Origin of the sequence: Salinicoccus roseus (genome assembly GCF_003814515.1) — a bacterium.
Taxonomy (GTDB): Bacteria; Bacillota; Bacilli; order Staphylococcales; family Salinicoccaceae; genus Salinicoccus; species Salinicoccus roseus.
Window position 1 is genome coordinate 731,492 of the sequence record NZ_RKQJ01000001.1, and the last position, 22,787, is coordinate 754,278.

Here is a 22,787-nt window from a genome sequence, read left to right on the forward strand (position 1 = left end):
TCCATATACTTTTACGAACGTTTTTCATTTATAATTAGAAAAATAATCTTCTGGTTAAACAATTTGTAGATGTGTTTTTCTCTCTTGAATTTTTGATTGATTAGAGTAGGCCCTAAACATACAATCAATGCATATTGATTTTGCTACGTTCTGTTTGTATGATTAGGGTGTTTTTTTAGATATATTTAGAAATGATTATTTATATGAATATTGCATATGCTGTAGTATTCTACAATCGATTAGAATTTAGGTAGCTAAATTGAGAACATGAAAGCGTTTGGAGCGGAGAAAATGTTTACCGAAAAAATCCGGAGCAACCAATTAATAATCGGTATCGGGCACGTTGCGCTTTACAGTGTCGATATTACGAGATCGTTTCCGGTCAGACCTAACGGCACCCCAAACCCCCAAAATTTGTTTCATTATGGACTAGTTCACTTGGTGGGCATATAAAAGCCCGGATACTGGCCGATTTTATTAACTGACCATTATCCGGGTTATAGTTCATATCCATTTTGTTCTTTTATTTTTGTGACAGCGCCTTGCGGAACTGGAGGATCGTCTCCTTCTGCGCTTCATCGATTGCCCCGCGGTCCATGCTGACATCGATCAGGACATCGAGGGTACTCAATGTATGATACGTAAGCCCCGCTTCCTTGAAGGCTTCATCGGCGCGGGGGATGCCGTATGTGAATATGGCAATCACGGCAAGCACTTCCGCTCCGTTTTCCTTCAGTGCTTCAGCAGCTTCAAGACTCGACCCGCCGGTGGAGATGAGGTCCTCGATGAGGACGACCTTCTTCCCTTCCACTTCGGCCCCTTCGATCTGATTGCCTTTGCCATGCTTCTTTTTGCTTCCCCGTACATAGCACATGGGCAGCCCGAGCCGCTCGCTGATGAAGGCTGCATGCGGGATGCCTGCCGTCGAAGTCCCTGCGATCACTTCTGCATCAGGCGCTTTTGACTTTACCACATCGACGAAAGCCTCCGCGATCTCCTGCCGTGCCGGTACATCTCCGATGATCTTCCTGTTGTCGCAGTATATCGGGGAGATGATGCCGCTCGACCAGGTGAAGGGCGCCTCCGGACTGAGTGCCACTGCGTTGATGTCCAATAGGATTTCTGCTGTTCGTGTCTCCAACTACTCTTCCCCACTTTCCCATTGTTCTTTTATTTGTGCATATCGGGCCACCGGGTCGGCCGCCTGTGTGACCGGCCGGCCCACGACGATGTAGTCGCTGCCGAGGTGATGGGCCTTCGACGGTGTGACGACGCGCGACTGGTCATCTGTAGAGTCCTCTGTGAGCCGGATGCCGGGTGTCACTGTGAGGAAGCCGGTGCCGCACGCTTCATGGATCAGTGCCGACTCGAGCGGAGAGGACACCACGCCGTCAAGTCCGGCATCTTTGGCCAGCTGTGCATAGTGGATGACGCTCTCATCCAAGGTCAGCGATGACTTCTGTTCGGACTGCATCATTTCCTCGCTGGTAGAGGTCAGCTGAGTCACCGCAATCAGTGTGCCATCCGGGTTATGGTCCTTGAACGATTCAGCCGCACGCTTCATCATCGGCGTGCCGCCCTGCGCATGGACATTCGTCATCTGCACATCAAGGCGCCCGAGCCCCTCCATCGCCCTGCCTACCGTATTCGGTATATCATGCAGCTTCAGGTCGAGGAATATGTCGTGTCCCATGGCACGGATTTCCCTGATGACATCAGGACCGTTCTGCAGGTAGAGCTCCATTCCAACCTTCACGAAAAGCGGCTCTTCAAATCTATCGAGAAACTGTTGTACTTCTGCCATCGTACCGAAGTCGAGGGCAATGATCGGTCTGTTCATAAGTTTCCTCCTCAGCTTATTTATAGGCGCGGCCTTTCAAATCATGCAGATGTCCGACGCCCATTTCGTCGAGCCTTTCATCAAGCGTTTCTATAAGTGCCGGACAGATCATCGGGTCCGTGAAGTTCATGGTCCCGACGGCCACCGCATCCGCGCCGACCGAGATGTAGTCGAGAATATCATCGGCAGTCGCGATGCCGCCCATGCCGATGATTGGGATGTGGGGCAGATGCTGGCGGACCTGATAGATCATATTCAGGCTGACCGGCTTGATCGCCGGCCCGCTGAGCCCGCCTGTGACATTGGAGAGGATCGGCTGGCCATTGCCATCAAGCCGCATTCCGACGAGCGTGTTAATCATCGTCAGGCCATCGGCGATGTCGCCGACACTTAAGGCCATGTCTACAATGCTGGTCACATTAGGTGACAGTTTTACATACACCGGAACATCCGATACTTCCTTTACACGGGCGGTCAGGCGGCGTGCCGTCTCGGGGTCCGTCCCGAATTGGATGCCGCCCTCCTTCACATTCGGGCAGGAGATGTTGAGCTCTATGGCCTTTACATTCGGTGCCTTTGATATCTTGTCCGCAACGATTGCATAGTCATCGATTTCGCTGCCTGCAACATTGGCGATGATCGGCACATCATACTGCTCGAGGAATTTCAGTTCATGCTCGAGGATGTGATCCACACCCGGGTTCTGAAGCCCGATGGCATTCAGCATGCCGCTCGAAGTTTCAGCGACACGCGGTGTCCTGTTGCCGATTCTGGGCTCGTGTGTCGCTGCCTTGACCATGATGGCCCCAAGTTCCGACAGATCATACAACTTCGAGAATTCCTCGCCGAAACTGAAGCATCCTGATGCGGGCATCACCGGGTTCTTCAGTTCAAGGCCGGGGAGGCTGATCTTCAGCGCTTCACTGTTCATAGCACGATCTCCCCCTTCCTGAAGACGGGACCTTCGGTGCAGAGCTTGATCCAGTCCCCTTCTGCCGTCTCACAGACGCATGCATAGCATACACCGAAGCCGCAGCCCATCCGCTCCTCAAGGGAGATGTAGCCATCAAGGTCCATCGTCTCACTCAGCACCTTCAGCATCACCTTGGGCCCGCAGGCATAGAAGCAGTCGAAATCGGCATCGAGTGTCCGGATCACATCCGTGACGTAGCCCTCCGTCCCGTATGAGCCGTCTGCAGTGGCGATATGCGTGCCACCGAGGGCGCCGAACTTCTCTTCATAGAATACATCCTTCTTTGAGTTGAATCCGAGGACGTGGGTGGTCTTGACACCTTCCCTGTTCAGCTGCTTGGACAGTTCGTACAATGGCGGAACCCCGATGCCGCCGCCGACGATCAATACGTGCGAGTTCTGTTCCACCGGATATCCCCTGCCAAGGGGGGAGAGGATATCAAGTGAATCCCCGGGACCGAGCTTCGACAGCTTTCTGGTGCCCTCCCCTTCAGCACGGTAGACGATGGTGAACCGCGAATTTTCCTGGTCGATATCCGCAATGGATATCGGGCGTCTCAGTACATGTTCCGTCGTATCATTGATTCGTACGTGGACGAACTGGCCCGGGGTCTTCATGTTTTTTGTGATGTCCCCCTCAAGGACCATTTCGTGGATCTTATCGGCAATGCGGCTCTGGGCGACGACCGTCATGATATTCTTCATATCCTCACCTACATCTTTTCCATATTGAACGTCATGCTTTCTATCACTTCGACAAGCGTGCGTGCAGTGTCGAGCGAAGTCAGGCACGGGATGCCGTTCTCGACCGATTCCCTCCTGATCCTGAATCCGTCCCTTTCAACCTGTTTTCCTTTCGTCATCGTGTTGATCACAATCTGCACGCTGCCGTTCTGAATCCATTTGAGGAGGCTTTCCTGCCCTTCTCTGACCTTGTTTACGGTGATATAGGGAATCTGGCGTTCTTCCAGCACTTTCCCCGTACCTTCCGTCGCCATGATGCGATAGCCGCACTGGGACAGGCGGTTGGCAAGCTCGACCGCTTCCTCCTTATCCTTGTCCGCAACGGTCATGAGCACCGTTCCATGGTCTTTGACTTCGAGGCCGCTGGCCACAAGCCCCTTATAGAGGGCCTTGTTGAGGCTCAGGTCCTTGCCCATGACCTCACCTGTGGATTTCATTTCAGGTCCGAGCGTGATGTCGACGTTCTTGAGCTTGCTGAAGCTGAATACCGGTGCCTTCACATGGTAGCCCTGCTTGAATGGTGCCAGACCGAGCGGATAGCCGGTCTCCTTGAGGTCCGTACCGAGGATCGCCTTCATCGCGAGGTTCGCCATCGGGATTTCAGTGATCTTGCTCATGAATGGTACGGTACGGCTCGCACGCGGATTGACTTCTAAGACATATACCTCCCCATCCGACAGGACGAACTGGATGTTGATCAGCCCCACCGTCTTCAGACCGAGCGCAAGCTTCTCTGTGTATTCCTTGAGCGTGTTGATTTCATTGTTGGTCAATGTCACCGGCGGGTACACGGCGATGGAGTCGCCGGAGTGCACGCCCGCACGTTCGATATGCTCCATGATGCCCGGTATGATGACATTCTTCCCGTCGCTGATGGCGTCGACCTCTATCTCTTTACCGGTCAGGTAGCGGTCGATCAGCACCGGATGTTCAGGAGAAGCCTTGACCGCATCCCTCATGTAGTTCTTGAGTTCGTCTTCGTTGTAGACGATTTCCATCGCACGGCCGCCGAGCACGTAGCTTGGACGGACGAGTACCGGATAGCCGATATGCTGGGCATTGTCCAGCGCCTCCTGTTCATTCGTCGCCGTCTTGCCGAGCGGCTGTGGCACATCTATCTTGCGCAGCAGCGCTTCAAAACGTTTCCTGTCCTCTGCACGGTCGAGATCATCCAGGGACGTACCGAGTATCTTCACGCCGTCACGTTCGAGCTTATCCGCCAGGTTGATCGCCGTCTGTCCGCCGAACTGGACGACGACGCCTTTCGGCTGCTCCAGGTCGATGATGTTCATGACATCTTCGTGCGTCAGCGGTTCAAAATAGAGCTTGTCGGAAATCGAGAAGTCGGTGGAGACGGTCTCAGGATTGTTGTTGATGATGATCGCTTCATATCCGGCTTCCTGTATGGCCCATACGGCGTGGACGGTGGCATAGTCGAATTCCACACCTTGGCCGATGCGGATCGGGCCGCTGCCGAGGACGATGATCTTTTCCCTGTCGCTGACGATCGACTCATTCTCCAATTCGTATGTGCCGTAGAAGTAAGGCGTCTCCGACTCGAATTCCGCCGCGCATGTGTCCACCATCTTGTACACCGGCATGATGCCGTTGGATTTACGCAGCTTGAACACTTCCTCCTCATCCATGCCCCAGCGGTGGCCGATGACCCTGTCGCTGAAGCCGTAGGTCTTCGCCCACTTCAGGTGGTCCATGGAGCCCTGGTTATCCTTGAGTTCATGTTCGATTTCGATGATGTGCTCGAACTTCCTCAGGAAGAACATGTCGATCTTCGTCCACTCATGGATGGTCTCCTTGGAGACGCCGCGCCTCAGCGCCTCGCCGATGTAGAAGAGCCTCTCATCACTCTGCTTCTGGATCATCTCATTGATGTAGTCGAGCTCGAAGTCGTCCCCGTTCGGCAGGCCGAGGTGATGGACGCCGTACTCGAGCGAACGGATCGCCTTCAGAAGGGACTCTTCATACGTACGGCCAATCGCCATGACTTCGCCTGTGGCCTTCATCTGCGTCCCGAGCTTCCGTTCCCCCTTTTCGAACTTGTCGAATGGGAAGCGTGGAATTTTGGAAACGACATAGTCGAGGGCCGGTTCGAATGCTGCATAGCTCGTGCCGGTGATCGGATTGATCATTTCATCGAGCGTCATGCCGATGGCGATTTTGGCTGCAAGCTTTGCGATCGGGTATCCCGTCGCCTTCGAAGCAAGTGCTGAAGATCGGGAGACCCTCGGATTGACTTCTATAATGTAGTAGTCGAAGGAATCCGGATCTAGCGCAAGCTGTACGTTACAGCCGCCTTCAATGCCGAGCTCTCGGATGACCCCGAGTGAAACGTCACGCAGCATCTGGTGTTCCTTGTCGGTCAATGTCTGTGTCGGCGCGACGACGATGGAGTCCCCTGTATGGATGCCGACTGGATCGATGTTCTCCATGTTGCAGACGACGATCGCATTATCATTTGAATCGCGCATCACTTCGTATTCGATCTCCTTGAATCCGGCAATCGACTTTTCGACGAGGCACTGGCTTACAGGCGAGTATTTGAGGCCGTTCGCCACGATTTCCTCGAGATCCGCGTCATTATAGCAGATGCCACCGCCTGTACCGCCCATCGTGAAGGCGGGGCGTACGATGAATGGGTAGCCGACACGGTCCTTGAATGTTCGGGCCTCCTCCATCGTCGTGATGATATCGGAGTCCGGAACGGGCACCTCCATCTGGTTCATCAGCTGCCTGAAGAGGTCGCGGTCCTCGGCCTGCTTGATGGAGTCGAGTTTCGTACCGAGCAGTTCCACACCATTCTCTTCCAGGATACCGAGACGGTCGAGTTCCACTGCCATATTGAGGCCGACCTGGCCGCCGAGTGTCGGCAGCAGTGCATCCGGATGTTCCTTGCGGATGATCCTTGCGATGAAGTCCGGCGTCAATGGTTCGATGTAGACGACATCCGCAATCTCCTTGTCCGTCATGATCGTCGCCGGGTTGGAGTTTACAAGGATGACGCGGTAGCCTTCCTCCTTCAATGCGAGGCAGGCCTGCGTGCCTGCATAGTCGAATTCTGCCGCCTGTCCGATGATGATCGGTCCGCTTCCTATGACCAGTATGGTTTTGATGTCTTCACGTTTAGGCATGGTTGGCCTCCTTTATGTTCATCAGTTCTATGAATTCATTGAAAAGGTATCCGGGGTCGTGGGGGCCGGCACCCGCTTCAGGGTGGTACTGCACTGAAAATGCCGGGTATTCTGTATGGCGCATCCCTTCCACAGTATCATCGTTCAATGCGCGGTGTGTCACTTCAAGACCCGTGCCCGGAAGGCTATCCGGGTCGATCGAGAAGCCGTGGTTCTGTGAGGTGATCTCTATCTTTCCAGTAGAGAGGTTCTTAACGGGATGGTTGCTGCCGCGGTGGCCGAATTTCATCTTGTATGTCTTTGCACCGCATGCGAGGCCCAGCAGCTGATGGCCCATGCAGATGCCGAACAACGGGATGCCGAGCAGTGCCTTCACCGTTTTGATCTGGTCTGGGATGTTCGCCGGGTCTCCCGGGCCATTCGACAGCATCACACCGTCGGGACGCATCTGTCTGATTTCGTCTGCCGTCGTATCATGGGGCACCACCGTCACGTCACAGCCATAGGAGTTCAGCTGGCGGACGATGTTCTCCTTCTTGCCGTAGTCGATCAGGACGACACGCGGCCCCGGACCGGTTGAAATGTATGGTGTCTTCGTGGAGGCGCGCTTGACCTGATCTGTGCGGAACGTCGAGTTCTGCAGCAGTTCGATGAGGTCCTCGTGATATGTTTCATCGGTGATCACCGCCTTCATCACCCCGCCGCTCCTGAGCTTTTTCGTGATGCTCCGGGTATCGATGCCGCTGATCCCCGGGATGTCATGGCGTTTCAGGAATGCATCGAGCGTTTCCGTCGTACGGAAGTTCGAAGGGTCCGTGCAGGCTTCCCTGACGACGACGCCGCGGGCCTGTGGGTTGAAAGATTCGCTGTCTTCTATGTTCATGCCGGTATTGCCGATAAGCGGATAGGTGAACGTGATGATCTGATCCGTATAGGAAAGGTCTGTGATGACTTCCTGGACCCCCGTCATCGATGTGTTGAATACAAGCTCCCCTTCCGATGCCCTGTTCGCTCCAAATGGATAACCCTCATACACGGTGCCATCCTCCAATACCAGATATCTTTTTTCCTTCAGCATTATACTTCCTCCTTGTAGGCGATTTTCCCATCCACGATCGTCATGTGGATATCGGATTCCAGTGCGGTTCCATGGAATGGCGTATTGCGCGCCTTCGAATGGAACTTTTCCTTGTCGAGCACATAATTCCTGTCCAGATTGATGATGGTGATGTCTGCCGGCCGGCCTTGGGCCAGCACGCCCATGTCCAGACCGAATGTTTCGGACGGCTTGACCGTCAGCCAGTCGACGAGCTGCTGCAGTGTGAATATGCCTGTTCTGACGAGTTTCGTGTAAAGCAGCTGGAAGGCATTTTCGCTGCCGGTGATGCCGAATGGCGCCGTCTCGATGCCGACCGCCTTATCCGCTTCTGCATGCGGGGCGTGGTCCGTCGCAATCATGTCGATCGTCCCGTCGAGCAGCCCCTCGATCAGTGCTTCGCGGTCCTCTTTGGACCTGAGCGGCGGGTTCATCTTGAAATTCGGGTCCTTCTCCACGATATCATCCTCATCCAGTACAAGGTGGTGCGGCGTCACTTCTGCAGTGACCCGGATGCCTGCACGCTTTGCATCCCGGATGACCCGGACGCTCTCCTTTGTACTTACATGGCACACATGGTAGTGGCAGCCTGCCGCTTCCGCGAGCAGCACATCCCGTGCAATATGTACCGACTCCGTCACCGACGGGATGCCTTGGATGCCGAGCTTTTCACTTGTCCTGCCCTCATGGATCGCCCCTCCGTGGATCAGTGTATTCTCCTCGGTGTGGGCGACGATCGGCATGTCCACGCGGGCGCCTTCCTTCATCGCCTGGAGCATCATGTCGGCATTCTGGACACCGACGCCGTCATCCGTGAATGCGAATGCACCGGCTGCCTTGAGTGCCTCGAAATCGACCAGTTCACGCCCCAGCTGGCGCGTAGTGATGGCCGCATATGGAATCACTTTGACATGGGCCGTCTCATGGATCCTTTTCTGGATGTCCGCCATAGTTTCGGCATCATCCGGTACCGGCCGTGTGTTCGGCATCGGGCAGATGGCCGTAAAGCCGCCGCGTGCTGCTGCGCGTGTGCCCGTTTCGATCGTTTCCTTGTGCTCGCCGCCCGGCTCCCTCAGGTGCACGTGCACGTCCACGAATCCCGGTGTGATGAGCATGCCGGTGCAGTCCACCGTTTCATCGGCTTCCGTGGTGATGTCGTCTGCAATCTCTTCGATCCTGCCGCCATCAATGAGGATATCCTTCCTGATCTGCCTGTTGTCTTCAAGTACCGTTCCATTTTTCAAAAGCATCTTCATTATTGTTCACTCCCAAGGATTTCTTGTAGTACACTCATGCGCATGAATACGCCGTTGTTCATCTGTTCGAAGATGACCGAGCGTGGTGCTTCGATCAACCGGCCGTCTATCTCGACATCGCGGTTGACCGGGGCCGGGTGCATGATGATGGCTGTGTCCTTCATGCGCTGATACCGTTTCAATGTCATGCCGTACCCGTTGTGGTACGCCGTCTTCGTAAAGTCCTTCTCGTCCCCATGCCGTTCGTGCTGCACCCGGAGGAGCATGATGACGTCGGCATCGCCGACTACATCGTCAAGATCGACGTATGGGACTTCGATGCTTTCGTCCTGCCAGGCCTCCGGTGCACTGAACTGGACTTCGGCACCGAGCTTCGCCAGTGCCTGCTGGTTGCTCCGCGCCACCCGGCTGTGTGAGATATCCCCGGCGATGACCACCTTCAGCCCTTCGAACCGGCCGAAGCGGTCATAGATTGTCATCAGGTCGAGCAGGGACTGTGTAGGATGTGAACCGCTCCCGTCCCCGCCGTTGATGATCGGGATGCCGAGCCCTTCCATTTCGTCATAGTATGCGGTCACACCGTGGCGTATGACGAGTGCGTCGCAGCCGACGGCCTCCATGGTTCGGCACGTATCATAGAGCGACTCGCCCTTTGTCACGGAACTGTGGTCGACATCGAACGGCAGCGAGGTGATGCCGAGGTGCTTCTCGGCCATTTCGAAGCTTGCCTTCGTCCGTGTCGATGGTTCAAAGAAGAGGTTGGCCACATATTTCCTTTCGGGAATCGGCCTGTAGTTTCCTGCCTTCATCTCGAGTGCACGGCGTATGAGCCGCATGATGTCGTCCTTCGACAGGTCGTTCATTGACAGCAGACTATTCATCACGGACAGGAGCCTCCTTAGGTAGAATTGCGTTCAAGAGAATGCCGGCGACTGCCGCAAGTGCCATCCCTTCAAGGTTGAACGGGATGTCGCCGATGGTGAAGTCGAGATGTGCCTTGCCGATGCCGATGACCAGGATGACGGAAGCGATGACCAGGTTCCTCTTGGAATCCAGGTTCACCTGCTCATCGATGAGCATCCGGAGCCCGCTTGAGGCGATGATTCCGAAAAGGAGGATCGATACCCCGCCCATGACGGGTGTCGGAATGCTCTGCACGACGGCAGTGAACTTGCCGATGAAGCCGAGGATGATCGCGAGTACCCCGGCGCCTCCGATGACCCACACGCTGAAGATGCGGGTGATGGCCAGCACGCCTATGTTTTCACCATATGTCGTGGTCGGCGGCCCGCCGATGATGCTTGAGAACATCGTCGATACACCGTCGCCGATCAGCGAGCGGTGGAGTCCGGGCTTCTTGAAGAAGTTCCGTCCGACGATCTTGTTGATGACCATCTGGTGGCCGATGTGCTCACTCACCGTGACGAATACGATCGGCAGCATGACGATCATCAGCCCGACATTCCATGTCGGATCATAGGAGACGAAGGGCAGATGGACGTCCGGTGTGACGAACCATCCGGTCTCGATGATGCCCGTGAAGTCCACGATGCCGACAAGTATGGCGGTGATGTAGCCGCCGACGATGCCGATCAGGACTGGTATGAGCGACAGGACGCCCCGGAGGAAGATGGACGCGCAGATGGTGATCGTGAGCGTCATTGCAGCGACGAATATGTAAAGCATGCTGTAGCCTTCCTGGTTGCCCGAGTCCGTGTACATCGCCATGTCCACTGCGACCGGGGCAAGCCCGAGCCCGATGACCATGATGACCGGACCGACGACCACCGGCGGCAGCAGATTCATCAGCCAGTCTGTACCGAACAGCCGTATGATGAGTCCGATGATGACATAGAGCACACCGCTGAAGAACAGCGCGGTGAGCACTTCGCCGAGGCTGTTCGACCCGAGGGCGATGGTGATGGGAAGGATGAATGCAAAGCTCGAACCGAGGTATGCCGGAATCTGCCCTTTCGTGATGAGTATATAGAGCAGTGTCCCCACCCCGCTTGCGATGAGGGCGGCGGATATCGGAAGGCCCGTCAGGAACGGGACGAGCACCGTCGCACCGAACATTGCGAACAGGTGCTGTGAACTGAGCAGCAGCCATTGGGCAGGCTTTGGCCTCTCATGGACATCCAGTACCGGCTCCACGCTTTTTGTGAAAATTTCTTCTGTCGATTCTTTATCCTGCATGTTCCAATTCCTCCTGCTATTTGGTTAGTGTCACTTCGTTCCTGCCATCGTGCTCTTCGAGGTGGACATTGATCTTTTCATTCTTTGCTGTGGGGATGTTCTTGCCGACGAAATCCGCCCGTATCGGAAGTTCCCGGTGTCCCCGGTCGACCAGTACGGCGAGCGTGATCTTCGACGGCCGGACCTGGTTCAGTATCGCATCCATTGCTGCCCGGACCGTCCGGCCCGTATACAGTACATCGTCCACGATGATTACATGGCGGTCATCGAGCGGCACATCGACCGCGATGGCCTCCTCGGCCTCCCTGCTGTCCATCGGGCGGTCATCCCTGAAGGCGGTGATGTCGATGGTGCCGGTGGGAACCTTCACCCCGTCGATCTCCTCCATCTTCTTCTGCAGCCTGCGTGCGAGATATTCCCCCCGCGTCCTGACACCAAGGAAGACGATGCCCTCCGCCCCTTTGTTGCGCTCAAGAATTTCATGTGACATCCGCGTCAATGAGCGGCTGATCTGCGCTTCATCAAGAATGACTCTCTGTTCCATTTGATCGGCTCCTCTTTAAAATAGTATAAAAAAATACTCATGTCCTTAGACATGAGTATACACGTATCCTAATGATTATGCATCCCGCCCACTACGGGTGCAATCGTTTATACCATGTCTTTGAAGCCTCACGGGACTTCCCTTAAAGACATTTCATATTCACTTTTCCTTAATATCTTAGACTTAAAGATTTCTAAAGTCAAGCATTAATCTGAAAGTGGCGTCAATGTTTCGAGTACATCCTCGAACTGATCCGGCAGTGGTGCAGTAAATTCAAGGTATTCGCCGGTCTTCGGATGGATGAAGCCGAGCGTGCCTGCATGGAGCATCTGCCCCTCTGTCTCAAGCGTCTTCCTTGGTCCGTATTTCGGGTCACCGGCAAGCGGATATCCGATATATTTCATGTGCACACGGATCTGGTGGGTGCGTCCTGTATCCAGTATGCATTCCACCAGCGTGAAATCCTTGTACCTCTCAAGCACATTGAAGTGTGTGAAGGCTTCCTTGCCGTCATCGACGACGGCCATCTCCTGACGCTCTTTCGGATTTCTTCCGATCGGCGCTTCGATCGTCCCCTTATCATGCGGGATGGTGCCATGCACCAGTGCCGTATATTTCCGTGTCACGCTCTTTTCCACCAGCTGCTCGACGAGATGCCTGTGCGTCACATCATCCTTCGCCACCATCAGGAGGCCGCTCGTATCCTTATCGATACGGTGGACGATGCCCGGGCGGAGTTCTCCGTTGATGCCTGAAAGGTTATCCAGCTGATGCATCAGCCCATTCACCAGGGTGCCTGACGGATGACCTGCAGCCGGATGCACGACCATGCCCTTCGGCTTGTTGACCACTGCTACTTCAGCATCTTCATGGATGACCTCAAGGTCGAGATCCTCGGGTATGATATCCGCTTCGACAAGTTCCCGCACTTCAACAGTGACCACATCACCCTTCTTGACTTTGTAGTTGGGCTTGATTGTTCCGCCATTCACTTTCACCAGTCCATCCCTGATGCGTCCCTGCATATCACTGCGGGATGTGTCATCGAGCTGTTCTGCAAGCAGCCTGTCGATCCTCTGGCCACTGTCCATATGACTTACTGTAATTTCATGCATCCTTGTCACCTTTTCCTGTAAAGAAGAATTCCAAAAGCATTAGTATGACACCAACCGTCAAAGCGCTGTCCGCGACATTAAAAATCGGAAAATCATAAAATACGATCAGTACATCGATGAAATCGACGACTTCCTGAAATAAAATACGATCTATAAAATTGCCGAGCGAGCCCGCCATCAGCATGACGATCGCCAGCTGAAGCAGGAAATTCCCCTTCGCTTCCTTGATATACACATAGACCAGTATGGCCACTACGACCACCGTCACCACATAGAAGAAGATCATCTGGTCCTGGAACATCCCCCAGGCTGCTCCGCTGTTGCGGTGGGAAGTCAGTTCCAGATACTTGCCGAGTATCGGAATCGACTCCCCCTCCTCCATGAAGCGGACGACCAGATATTTGGTGAACTGGTCGAGACCCAATATGAACAGCCCAATAAGCGTCATCGGAATGAGTCTGTATGATTTCATGGGAGCCCCCTACATCTGGTCGACAACTTCACGACATCTTGGACAGATGTCATCATCGCCGCCGTGGATGGATTCGGCTGTGGAGTAGTTCCAGCACCGCTCGCAGCGTGTGCCTTCGGCATGTTCGACCTTCACGCTGATGTGATCATACCGCTTTCCGTCCGGCAGTGAATCGACGACTTCCACCTGGGAGACGATGAAGAGCTGCGTCAGTGCACCATTGATTTCGTCATAGCTCATGCCTTCGGGTTCAGTCACATGGACTTTCGCTTCGAGCGACTTACCGATGACCTTCTCATTCCGTGCTTCCTCAAGTGCCTTCAGCACATCATCCCGGACATCCATGAAGTGCTTCCATTTTTCGACGAGTGCCGTATCCACTTCCGCTTCTTCCGGAAGATATTCCAGATGGACGCTCTCCTTTTCGACATACGGAGTATGCTGATGGATCTCTTCCGCCGTGTGCACGAGTACAGGTGCCAGCAGACGGTTCAATTCGGTAAGGATCCTGTAGAGCACAGTCTGCATGCTGCGTCTGATGTGTGCATCTTCATTCTCGATGTAGAGGATGTCCTTGCCGTAGTCCAGATAGAAGTTCGAAAGATCCACATTGATGAAGTTCTGGAGCGACTGGTACATGGACACATAGTCGTAGCGGTCATAGCAGTCGCGCATCAGGTTGACCATCTCATTGAAGCGCTGCATCATGAACTGGTCGACTTCCTTCATGTCCTCATATGCCACAGCATCTTCATTCGGATTGAAGTCCGCAACGTTGCCGAGCAGGAACCGGAATGTATTCCGGACCTTGCGGTAGACTTCAGATACCTGCTTCAGTATATCGTCAGAGATCCTGACATCCTCTTCAAAGTCGGAGGACATGACCCATAGGCGGATGATGTCGGCACCCATCTGCTTCATCACCTTCTCAGGCAGGATGACGTTACCAAGGGATTTCGACATCTTCTTCCCTTCCCCATCCATGACGAAGCCATGGCTGAGCAGTTCCTTGTATGGCGCAATGCCTTTGGTCGCCACGCTTGTGATGATGGAGGAGTTGAACCATCCGCGGTACTGGTCGGAACCTTCGAAATAGAGGTCCGCCGGGTATGTCAGGTAGTCGCGCGTCGCCAGCACACCGCGGTGTGTGGAGCCGGAGTCGAACCAGACGTCCATGATGTCCATCTCTTTCGTGAATTCACCGTTCGGGGAGCCTTCGTGCGTATAGCCTTCAGGCAGAAGGTCTTTGACATCCCATTCGAACCAGATGTTCGAGCCGTGCGTTTCGAAAAGCTGCGCCACGTGTTCGATGACATCCGTATCGACGATCTCCTGGCCGTTTTCTGCATAGAAGAATGGCAGCGGCACCCCCCATACACGCTGGCGGGAGATGACCCAGTCGCCGCGGTTCTTGATCATGTTGTACATCCGCTTCTGGTTCCATGGCACCTGGAACTTCGTATCCATGACCGCCTGCAAGATATCTTCCCTGACATTTTTGATCGATGCGAACCACTGTGGTGTCGCACGGAAGATGACCGGTGTCTTTGAACGCCAGTCGTGCGGGTAGGAGTGCGTATAGAAGTTCAGCTTCAGCAGCGTGCCGCTCGCTTCGAGATCTTCCGTGATGACCTTGTTCGCCTCATCATAGAAGAGTCCGGAGTATTTGCCCGCTTCATCGGTGAAGACACCTTTGTCATCCACGGGGCTCAGTACCTCGAGGTCGTACTTCTGGCCGAGGACGAAGTCATCGTCCCCGTGTCCCGGCGCCGTGTGGACACAGCCTGTACCGGCATCCGTCGTTACGTGGTCACCGAGGACGACGAGGCTTGTGCGGTCGAACAGCGGGTGGCTTGTAGTGACATACTCGAGTGACTCTCCCTTGAATTCCTTCGTCCGGGTCACTTTGTCCTTGTCGAAATCCACTTCTTCAAGGAAATGGTCGAGCAGATCTTCCGCCACGATGTATTCCTTCCCTTCGTAGCCGAACTGCACATAGTTCAGTTCAGGATGGACCGCAACCGCCTGGTTGGCCGGAATCGTCCAAGGGGTCGTCGTCCAGATGACGAGCTGGACACCTTTGTCCACTGCACCTTTACCATCTTCGACTTCGAAGCCGACATAGATGGACGGGGAACGCTTATCCTTGTATTCAAGTTCCGCCTCGGCCAGTGAGGATTCATTGACCGGAGACCAGTAGATCGGTTTCTTGCCCTTGTAGATCAGGCCCTTTTCGACCATGTCCTTCAGCACACGCACCTGCGCCGCTTCGAACTCCGGCTTGTATGTGAGGTATGGATTGTCCCACTCCCCATCGATGCCCATGCGCTTGAACCCTTCACGCTGATGGTCGATCTGGGTGTTGGCGAACTCGATGCACTTGTTCCTGAACTCTTCGGTCGTCATGCTCTTGCGGTCGACACCCTTGTTCGTCAGTGCCTGTTCGATCGGCAGGCCGTGCGTATCCCAGCCCGGGACATATGGGGCATAGTATCCACGCATCTGCTTGTTGCGGATGATGATGTCCTTGATGATCTTGTTGAGTGCATGCCCCATGTGCAGCGCACCATTGGCATATGGCGGGCCGTCGTGCAGTACATATGGTGTATTGCCTTCATTCAGTTTCAATTTCTTTTCGTAAAGCTTGTCTTCCTGCCACTTCTTCTGCATTTCAGGCTCTTTGTTGACCAGCCCTCCACGCATTTTGAACTTTGTCTTCGGCATGAGCAGTGTATCTTTATAATCCATTTTTCCTAGCTCCTTCTCCTATTTTGGTTGTTGGAATAAAAAACTCCGGAGCGTCGTCAATAGGGGCGAAAAAAATCCGCGGTACCACCCTAATTGACTCCGGTCCAGAGTCCACTCGATTCAGATATGAAGATAAATCATTAGTGATATCAAGGCCGCCACTGTGTGCCGGAGCTTCCACCCTCCTCCGGTCGCTTGATCTGTAATGACGTCTGCATGTCTAACAATACTATTATTATGCTAAATATCCGCTGATCCGTCAACATCTCATTCGTCCTGTTTCTTCTCCACCGCTTCCAGGTCATCCACGCGATGCTCGAGATTCTTATCGAAGTCGAGCAGATAGTCCCAGTCATCTGACTTCAGCAGGTCCAGCTGCGCTTCGACAAGCATCTTGAAGCGGGCACGGAATATTTTCGACTGGCGTTTCATATCCTCCGTCTGATTGGCGATATGACGGGCACGTGCGAGACCTTCATCCACAACACGTTCACGCTCCGCTTCAGCCGCACGGATGATCTCCTCGGCCCGTGCCTGGGCGGTGCGTTTCGCTTCGTCCCCTGCACGCTGGGCGGTCAGGATCGCCTCGTTGATGCTCGTTTCGACGTTTCTGAAGCTGTTCAGATTTTCTTCCTTCTCATCAAGCATGCCTTCAAGCTGTCTGATCTTCTCGTCCCGCCTGTCGATTTCTTCCTGCATGTTCCTGAGATGCGCGCGGACTTCCTGTTCATCGAGACCCCGGTATACTGTCGGAAACTTGCGGTTCACCGCTTCTTCTCTATCCATAATTTTCACCTCAGTTGTGTATTACCCATCCCTGTAGACTCTAACCTCAAGCCGGTACTTGCCCTTCTTCGTCTCCGCAATCAGCTGCGTGACCTTGAAGCGTCCGAAATGACGGATGGATACCGTATCACCAGTTTCCATTATAAATGAAGGATTCTCAACAATCGAATGATTGACTTTGACCTTGCCCTTCTCGACACGCGTCTTCGACTTGGCACGGCCTTCTTTGATGACCTCGGAGATGATGGCATCCAGGCGGAAGGAGGCGACGAGTATGGACATCGGCTTCCCGTCATCCACAGGTTCGATGAATGATTCATGCGGCACCTCCGTCAGTACGACAGGCGCATTCCGTATCCGGGTCAAGGTCTGATGGAACAGCGGGGCATACGGGGCAGCGACGGCAAACTGGATCTTTCCGCCCACTACAATGTCACCGATCAGAGAGCGGTCCACACCGACATTCATCACGGCACCCAATATGTTGCGGTGGGTCAGTTTGACGAATTTTTCCGGATACTCCAGTTCGAAGACGGTAATTTCAAAATCGGCCTCGGACACCTCCAGCAGTTCCGGAACGATCATCGCCCGCTGCCGCTCCCGTTCCCCCGGTCCGCCGTAGAATTCAACCCTGAGACCCGAGTGGAGCCCTGCGAGGCTTGTGACGATCATCTGCTCCCTCGGATCGAGGAAGTCGAGCAGGATGGGGTAATAGTCGCGTGCTGCAATTTCAAATTTTCCATTGAGCATGGTTATCTTTTCATGCTCCTCTTTTCTGAAGTGCTGATAGATCTCTTTCACAGCCAGGCCTCCTGTAGATTGCAATCAGGGCGCCCATCCGGACAATAGTCCACATGAGCGCCCCTTTTCGTGAATATTTAATACAATGAAGTGATGATGGTGTTGAAGATTGCATTCAGCCCGCTCAGGAACAGCTGCATGACGATGATCGCAATGATCGGGGAGAGGTCTAGCACGCCGCCGAGCGGAGGTATGATCTTCCTGAAAGGTTCGAGTATCGGTTCATAGATCTTCCCGAGTATCTGTCCGAAGGCCGACTCCCTGAGCCCCGGCAGCCAGGAGCTCAGGATGTAGATGATGAGCCCCCAGAAGAAGATGGGAAATATGGTATTGATGAAGCTCTGGATGAAACTTAGTACTTCTATAATTAATTGATTGTCCAAAATCATTCTCCTTACGTTTCTTCAGTTTGGTTTTTATCTTCGCTGATTTCTCCTTCTACACCTACGCTGTTCGGTGTACACAGGAAGATATCGGCACCCACCTTCTGGATGTCTCCATCCAGTGCATAGACCGTACCACTCAGAAAGTCGACGATGCGCTTTTTTGGTCCGTGGTCCACCTTCGACAGATTGACCAGTGCCGCGCGTTCATTCTTAAGTTCATCAGCAATATCCTGGGTTTCGGAAAAGACCCTCGGTTCAAACAGACATACTTTCGTATTGCTTGCTTCAGCACTCATCAACGTCGTCTCCTTTTCCTTCTGAATGGCTTTTTTGTCCTTCTCCTGCCGCTGGCTGCTGGACTGCCTGCGCTCCGTCTTACGGAAGGATGGGGAAATGGATTCCTTTTTCTGCGGTTTGGGCTGAGCTGACCCAACAGACTGTCCCATGCTTTTTGGACGGTCTTTTTTGGACTGCTCGAGCCGCGTCACCTTGGCATTGCCGCCTGCCTCAGACTGCTTCTGTTCCTTAGGGGGCGCATCCTCTTCATACTCCACGATGAAGATATCCTTGAAAAACTTTTTGATGGCCATGGTCTTCACCTGCTTCCCATTAATTTGCTGCCAATACGGACATATGAACCACCGTGCCGGATCGCAATGCCATAATCATTACTCATCCCCATGCTCAGCTCCTCCACCTGGATATTACCGTGGTTGCCTGTCCTGAGCGAATCCCGCAGTGCTGCGAGACGTTCGAATACCGCACTGATTTCGGATTCATCCTCTGTATGCGGTGCCATGGTCATCAGACCGATGACCATTACCTTACTGTAGGATTCCATCGCCTCCAGAAAGCCGGGGACTTCCTCCGGTGACAGCCCATGCTTGGACGCTTCGCCTGATACGTTGACCTGTACAAAGCATTTTACAGCATTTTCACTGTATTGTTCAATTTTTTTGGCGACACTTTCCCGGTCCAGGGAATGCAGATAGTTCAGATGGCCTGCGATATCCTTCACCTTGCGCGACTGCAGCGTACCGATGAAATGGACTTCCGCATCTTCTGGAAGGGCCTCCCGCTTTTCAAGGAACCCCTCAACACGGTTCTCGCCAAAATGCCTGACTCCTGCATCATAGGCTTCGAGCGTCTCGTCTATGGAGTGGTATTTCGTCACCGCAATCAATGTCACGGCATCACCGATCTCCTGTTTCAGCTGTTCATAGTTATCCTTTATCATTATCTTTCTTCCTCCCGATAAATGCAAGTGCACGACCGGTCTCCCCCTTCTCCAGCCGATAGGAGAAGAAACGGTCCAGGTCCTCTGTACCAAGCGCTGATACATGGATATGGCGCGCGTCCACGCCCGCATTCAATGCCTGATGCCGATTTACGGCCTTCAGATCAAGGTCGAACCCTTCATCATGTGCATCGACTGCCCCTTCCGGCAGGCCTGCGTCTTCAAGTGCCCGGATGATGGGCGCGTCCACTGTATAGCATGGGCCGTTTATCGCGACCCCGATGACCACTGTGAGATCTTTCGGGTCCCCTTCATAGCGCTCGATCATCCTTTTAATGATTCTGTGTGATGTGCCGCGCCAACCCGCATGGACAAGTGCGGTGAAGCCATTGCTCCTGCTCCATATATAGATGGGGACGCAGTCTGCGTAATTCATGGCGAGCATGATTCCCGGGTCGTATGTATACAGGCCGTCCACATCATAAAGCTGATCGGACAACTCTCTGACATTCGTACCTGCATCCGCCAGGGTGACTTCCTCTATATTGCCGCCATGCTTCTGGATCGGCATCACCCAGCGTTCCGGCGGAAAGCCGGCTGCCGCACCGAGACGGTCCTGATGATGATGTACATTTGCTGCATCATCACCGATGTAGAGGGCCATATTGAAGCTCCCGGATGGATAGCTGCTCCTTCCACCGGTCCTCTTTGTATAGCCGAACAGGACATCCCGCTCCTCATTGCCTACATGATGCGTATGGTCTATGAATTTCATCCGTTACACCTCAAAAAATAAGTCAGAAAGGCGTGCCCTTCTGACTTATAGCTTATTTCTATCGTCTGCGTCTTGAACGGTTCCGCAGGAACGTAGGTACTTCGTAGTCGTCATCCTGCGCACTGCTTTCCCTTGGTTCCGCTTCGCGTTCAGGCGCGCTTTCCCTTGGGGAAGTCGGATAGGTGAATGATTCCTTCTTCTCTTCACGCTCAGGCGTGCGGTTCACGGACTTCTCGTTGAAGCCTGTAGCGATGACCGTGACGACGATTTCATCTTCCAGTTCCGGATTGATGACCGTACCGAAGATCATGTTGACGTCTTCATCTGCCGCATCCTGTACTACATCCGCAGCCTCCTGTGCTTCAAACAGTGACAGTGACTCGCTGCCTGTAATGTTCATCAGGACACCTTGGGCGCCCACGATGGATGTTTCGAGGAGCGGGCTTGAAATTGCCTTCTTGGCCGCTTCAATGGCACGGTTCTCACCACTGGAGACCCCGATGCCCATGAGTGCAGATCCCTGGTTGGTCATGATCGTCTTGACGTCTGCGAAGTCGAGGTTCACTTCACCGCTGACGGCGATGAGGTCGGATATGCCCTGGACACCTTGTCTCAGTACGTTATCCGCTTCCTTGAACGCTTCCATCATCGGTGTGGATTTGTCCACGATATCCAGGAGACGGTCGTTCGGGATGACGATGAGTGTGTCGACCGCTGCCTTCATTGCATCAACGCCTGCAGAAGCCTGCGTCTGGCGCTTTCTGCCTTCGAAGGAGAATGGACGTGTAACGACGCCGACTGTCAGTGCGCCCATCTCTTTGGCGATCTTGGCTACAATCGGTGCTGCACCGGTACCTGTTCCGCCGCCCATTCCTGCAGTGACGAAGACCATGTCTGCGCCCTGGATCGCATCTTCAATCTGTTCCCTGGACTCTTCAGCAGCCTTTTTCCCGATATCCGGGTTGGCCCCTGCACCAAGACCGCGTGTCAGCTTCTCGCCGACCTGGATTTTGGATTCTGCCTTGGACAGGTTCAAAGCCTGTCCATCTGTGTTGATTGCGATGAACTCGACATTCTGCATGCCGTCATCAATCATCCGGTTGACTGCGTTGTTGCCGCCGCCACCGACGCCGACAACTTTTAATGTTGCCATATGGTTAAACCCTTGCTCGAATTCTAACATTTTTCATTTCCTCCCAGTCATTCATCTTACTCAAACAAATTTTTAAAGAGCTTCTTCATATATCCACGGTAGTCTTTCTGTTCGCCTTGGCCTGTCTCTTCGGAGCGACGGGTGACTTTTTCATCCGAGCGTTCCTCATCATATGCGTAGTCCGAATACTCCTCTTCAGCCGGCTGCTCCCCGCGGGATGCTTCAGACGGAAACTTGTAAGTTTCGCCCTGTTCCAGCTGATGGGTATTCTGCTCTTTACGTTTATTGAAAAGACCTGTGAAGAAGCTTCCTGAAGCCTCTCCATCACTTGAATCTACAGTATTTTTCGACTCCGTACCATAATTATCAATTGTAACATACTCAAGGAGTTCATCAAACATTATTCCACTGGATACTGTGGAAATGACGCTTGAGAATTCCGGCTTGCGTGCGCCCATCTGGTTTGGAATATGGACTCTGATCTTCTCGGAGACGAGATCCTGGAGGAGCTCCTTGACGCCGAGCAGGTTTGCGGTGCCGCCCGTGACGACGAAGCCGCCATTCACCTTTGTGATGCGCTGCTCCTGCAGTGCTTCGAATACAGTCATTAACATTTCTTCCAGTCTCATCTCGATGATGTCCGCAAGGTCTTTTGGAGTCACTTCGATGTCCAGTTCACCGTCGCGCTGTGGGAGCCTGACGATATCCTCTGAGGATGCGAGGTCGTAGAAGGCATGGCCATACTGCTGCTTCGCCTTTTCTGCTGCTTCGAAAGTCGTGTTGAATGCTTCGGAGAGGTCATTTGTAATGTGGTTGCCCCCGACCGGGATGCTGTCTGCATACTTTACTGTACCCCGCTCATAATAGCCGAACTGGGTCAGGTCTGCACCGATGTCGATGACCACACCGCCGAGTTCGACTTCAGATTCGCTCAGCACATGCTGATAGTTGACTGCGTCGGAATAGACGTCAAGGACTGTCAGTCCTGCATCTTCGACACATTTGACCGCGTTCATCAGGAGTGTCCTGTTCATCAGTATGATGCCTGCCCGGACGAACAGCGACTGCGTCGCCATCATTTCCTTCGGATCCATCACTTCATGCAGGTCATCGACCTTGAAATGGATGGGATAGACCGTGATGACTTCCCTGTCGCTGTGGACTTCCCGCTCACGGAGGGTCTCGAGCAGGTCTTCGATGTGCGTACCATTGATTTCTGTGGAGTTGCCGCCAAAACGCAGCTCCTCTTCCCCGATCTTGAATTCAGTTTCAGTAATGGGCATTTTTAAAAAGATTTCATCGATGTCCACACCGGATGAGATCTTTGCTTTTTTAACCGTATCTATAATTGCATTTCTCGCCAGATCAAAATCTTTTATTTTCCCTTTGGATATTGCATCCGTGAAGGTCTGGCCAGTGCCTATGATGTTGACGCCATCATGGAATTTCTCACCAACGACCGCCTTCACACTCGCGGAACCGATATCCAGGGCAACATAATAATGTTCCTTCAACTCATT

General features: G+C 53.6%; 21 protein-coding genes. All 21 read right to left on the reverse strand.

The window, feature by feature from the left end:
- Window positions 1–523: 523 nt before the first annotated feature.
- The 21 genes from pyrE to ftsA all read right to left on the reverse strand — a co-directional run bounded on the left by pyrE (window position 524) and on the right by ftsA (window position 22,781).
- Window positions 524–1,141, reverse strand: coding sequence for an orotate phosphoribosyltransferase (gene pyrE / locus EDC33_RS03830; protein ID WP_124010221.1), 618 nt, complete (start codon window positions 1,139–1,141; stop codon window positions 524–526).
- On the reverse strand, window positions 1,142–1,840 hold the full coding sequence (pyrF, locus tag EDC33_RS03835; protein WP_124010222.1) for an orotidine-5'-phosphate decarboxylase: 699 nt from the start codon (window positions 1,838–1,840) through the stop codon (window positions 1,142–1,144).
- 16 nt (window positions 1,841–1,856) lie between these two features.
- Complete coding sequence (locus tag EDC33_RS03840) at window positions 1,857–2,771, reverse strand: dihydroorotate dehydrogenase (RefSeq protein ID WP_124010223.1); 915 nt, start codon at window positions 2,769–2,771, stop codon at window positions 1,857–1,859.
- Window positions 2,768–3,517 carry a dihydroorotate dehydrogenase electron transfer subunit gene (locus EDC33_RS03845; protein ID WP_124010224.1) on the reverse strand — a complete coding sequence of 250 codons (750 nt, stop codon included), beginning with the start codon at window positions 3,515–3,517 and terminating at the stop codon, window positions 2,768–2,770. The genes EDC33_RS03840 and EDC33_RS03845 overlap by 4 nt, the downstream gene beginning before the upstream one ends.
- An 8-nt stretch (window positions 3,518–3,525) precedes the next feature.
- Window positions 3,526–6,702 carry a carbamoyl-phosphate synthase large subunit gene (gene carB, locus EDC33_RS03850; protein ID WP_124010225.1) on the reverse strand — a complete coding sequence of 1,059 codons (3,177 nt, stop codon included), beginning with the start codon at window positions 6,700–6,702 and terminating at the stop codon, window positions 3,526–3,528.
- Window positions 6,695–7,777 (reverse strand): glutamine-hydrolyzing carbamoyl-phosphate synthase small subunit, encoded by a 1,083-nt coding sequence (gene carA / locus EDC33_RS03855; RefSeq protein ID WP_124010643.1) that lies wholly within the window; start codon window positions 7,775–7,777, stop codon window positions 6,695–6,697. The genes carB and carA overlap by 8 nt, the downstream gene beginning before the upstream one ends.
- 2 nt (window positions 7,778–7,779) lie before the next feature.
- On the reverse strand, window positions 7,780–9,054 hold the full coding sequence (locus EDC33_RS03860; protein WP_124010226.1) for a dihydroorotase: 1,275 nt from the start codon (window positions 9,052–9,054) through the stop codon (window positions 7,780–7,782).
- Window positions 9,054–9,935, reverse strand: a complete 882-nt coding sequence (locus EDC33_RS03865) for an aspartate carbamoyltransferase catalytic subunit (protein WP_124010644.1) — start codon at window positions 9,933–9,935, stop codon at window positions 9,054–9,056. Before EDC33_RS03865 ends, EDC33_RS03860 begins: the two co-directional genes overlap by 1 nt.
- The gene (locus EDC33_RS03870; RefSeq protein WP_094905851.1) at window positions 9,928–11,250 is read right to left on the reverse strand and encodes a uracil-xanthine permease family protein; all 1,323 of its coding nucleotides are present in this window, start codon (window positions 11,248–11,250) and stop codon (window positions 9,928–9,930) included. Before EDC33_RS03870 ends, EDC33_RS03865 begins: the two co-directional genes overlap by 8 nt.
- A gap of 16 nt (window positions 11,251–11,266) precedes the next feature.
- The gene (gene pyrR / locus EDC33_RS03875) at window positions 11,267–11,794 is read right to left on the reverse strand and encodes a bifunctional pyr operon transcriptional regulator/uracil phosphoribosyltransferase PyrR (RefSeq protein ID WP_124010227.1); all 528 of its coding nucleotides are present in this window, start codon (window positions 11,792–11,794) and stop codon (window positions 11,267–11,269) included.
- Window positions 11,795–12,000: 206 nt separating this feature from the next.
- Complete coding sequence (locus tag EDC33_RS03880; protein WP_124010228.1) at window positions 12,001–12,909, reverse strand: RluA family pseudouridine synthase; 909 nt, start codon at window positions 12,907–12,909, stop codon at window positions 12,001–12,003.
- A complete protein-coding gene (lspA, locus tag EDC33_RS03885) occupies window positions 12,902–13,381 on the reverse strand; it encodes a signal peptidase II (RefSeq protein WP_084217708.1) in 480 nt (159 codons plus the stop codon). The genes EDC33_RS03880 and lspA overlap by 8 nt, the downstream gene beginning before the upstream one ends.
- A 9-nt stretch (window positions 13,382–13,390) precedes the next feature.
- The gene (ileS, locus tag EDC33_RS03890) at window positions 13,391–16,129 is read right to left on the reverse strand and encodes an isoleucine--tRNA ligase (RefSeq protein ID WP_124010229.1); all 2,739 of its coding nucleotides are present in this window, start codon (window positions 16,127–16,129) and stop codon (window positions 13,391–13,393) included.
- A gap of 267 nt (window positions 16,130–16,396) precedes the next feature.
- Window positions 16,397–16,915 carry a DivIVA domain-containing protein gene (locus tag EDC33_RS03895; RefSeq protein WP_094905856.1) on the reverse strand — a complete coding sequence of 173 codons (519 nt, stop codon included), beginning with the start codon at window positions 16,913–16,915 and terminating at the stop codon, window positions 16,397–16,399.
- A 21-nt stretch (window positions 16,916–16,936) separates the two neighbouring features.
- Window positions 16,937–17,716: a YlmH family RNA-binding protein gene (locus tag EDC33_RS03900; protein ID WP_124010230.1), complete on the reverse strand. Its 780-nt coding sequence runs from the start codon at window positions 17,714–17,716 to the stop codon at window positions 16,937–16,939.
- A 77-nt stretch (window positions 17,717–17,793) separates the two neighbouring features.
- On the reverse strand, window positions 17,794–18,099 hold the full coding sequence (locus EDC33_RS03905; RefSeq protein ID WP_084217710.1) for a YggT family protein: 306 nt from the start codon (window positions 18,097–18,099) through the stop codon (window positions 17,794–17,796).
- A gap of 11 nt (window positions 18,100–18,110) precedes the next feature.
- Window positions 18,111–18,692, reverse strand: a complete 582-nt coding sequence (locus tag EDC33_RS03910) for a cell division protein SepF (RefSeq protein WP_124010231.1) — start codon at window positions 18,690–18,692, stop codon at window positions 18,111–18,113.
- A gap of 5 nt (window positions 18,693–18,697) precedes the next feature.
- Window positions 18,698–19,339, reverse strand: a complete 642-nt coding sequence (locus EDC33_RS03915) for a YggS family pyridoxal phosphate-dependent enzyme (protein WP_124010232.1) — start codon at window positions 19,337–19,339, stop codon at window positions 18,698–18,700.
- Window positions 19,326–20,114, reverse strand: a complete 789-nt coding sequence (locus EDC33_RS03920) for a purine nucleoside phosphorylase YfiH/LACC1 family protein (RefSeq protein ID WP_124010233.1) — start codon at window positions 20,112–20,114, stop codon at window positions 19,326–19,328. The genes EDC33_RS03915 and EDC33_RS03920 overlap by 14 nt, the downstream gene beginning before the upstream one ends.
- Window positions 20,115–20,172: 58 nt before the next feature.
- Window positions 20,173–21,297, reverse strand: a complete 1,125-nt coding sequence (ftsZ, locus tag EDC33_RS03925; RefSeq protein ID WP_040105704.1) for a cell division protein FtsZ — start codon at window positions 21,295–21,297, stop codon at window positions 20,173–20,175.
- A 26-nt stretch (window positions 21,298–21,323) separates the two neighbouring features.
- Window positions 21,324–22,781, reverse strand: a complete 1,458-nt coding sequence (gene ftsA, locus EDC33_RS03930) for a cell division protein FtsA (RefSeq protein ID WP_124010234.1) — start codon at window positions 22,779–22,781, stop codon at window positions 21,324–21,326.
- Window positions 22,782–22,787 lie beyond the last annotated feature (6 nt).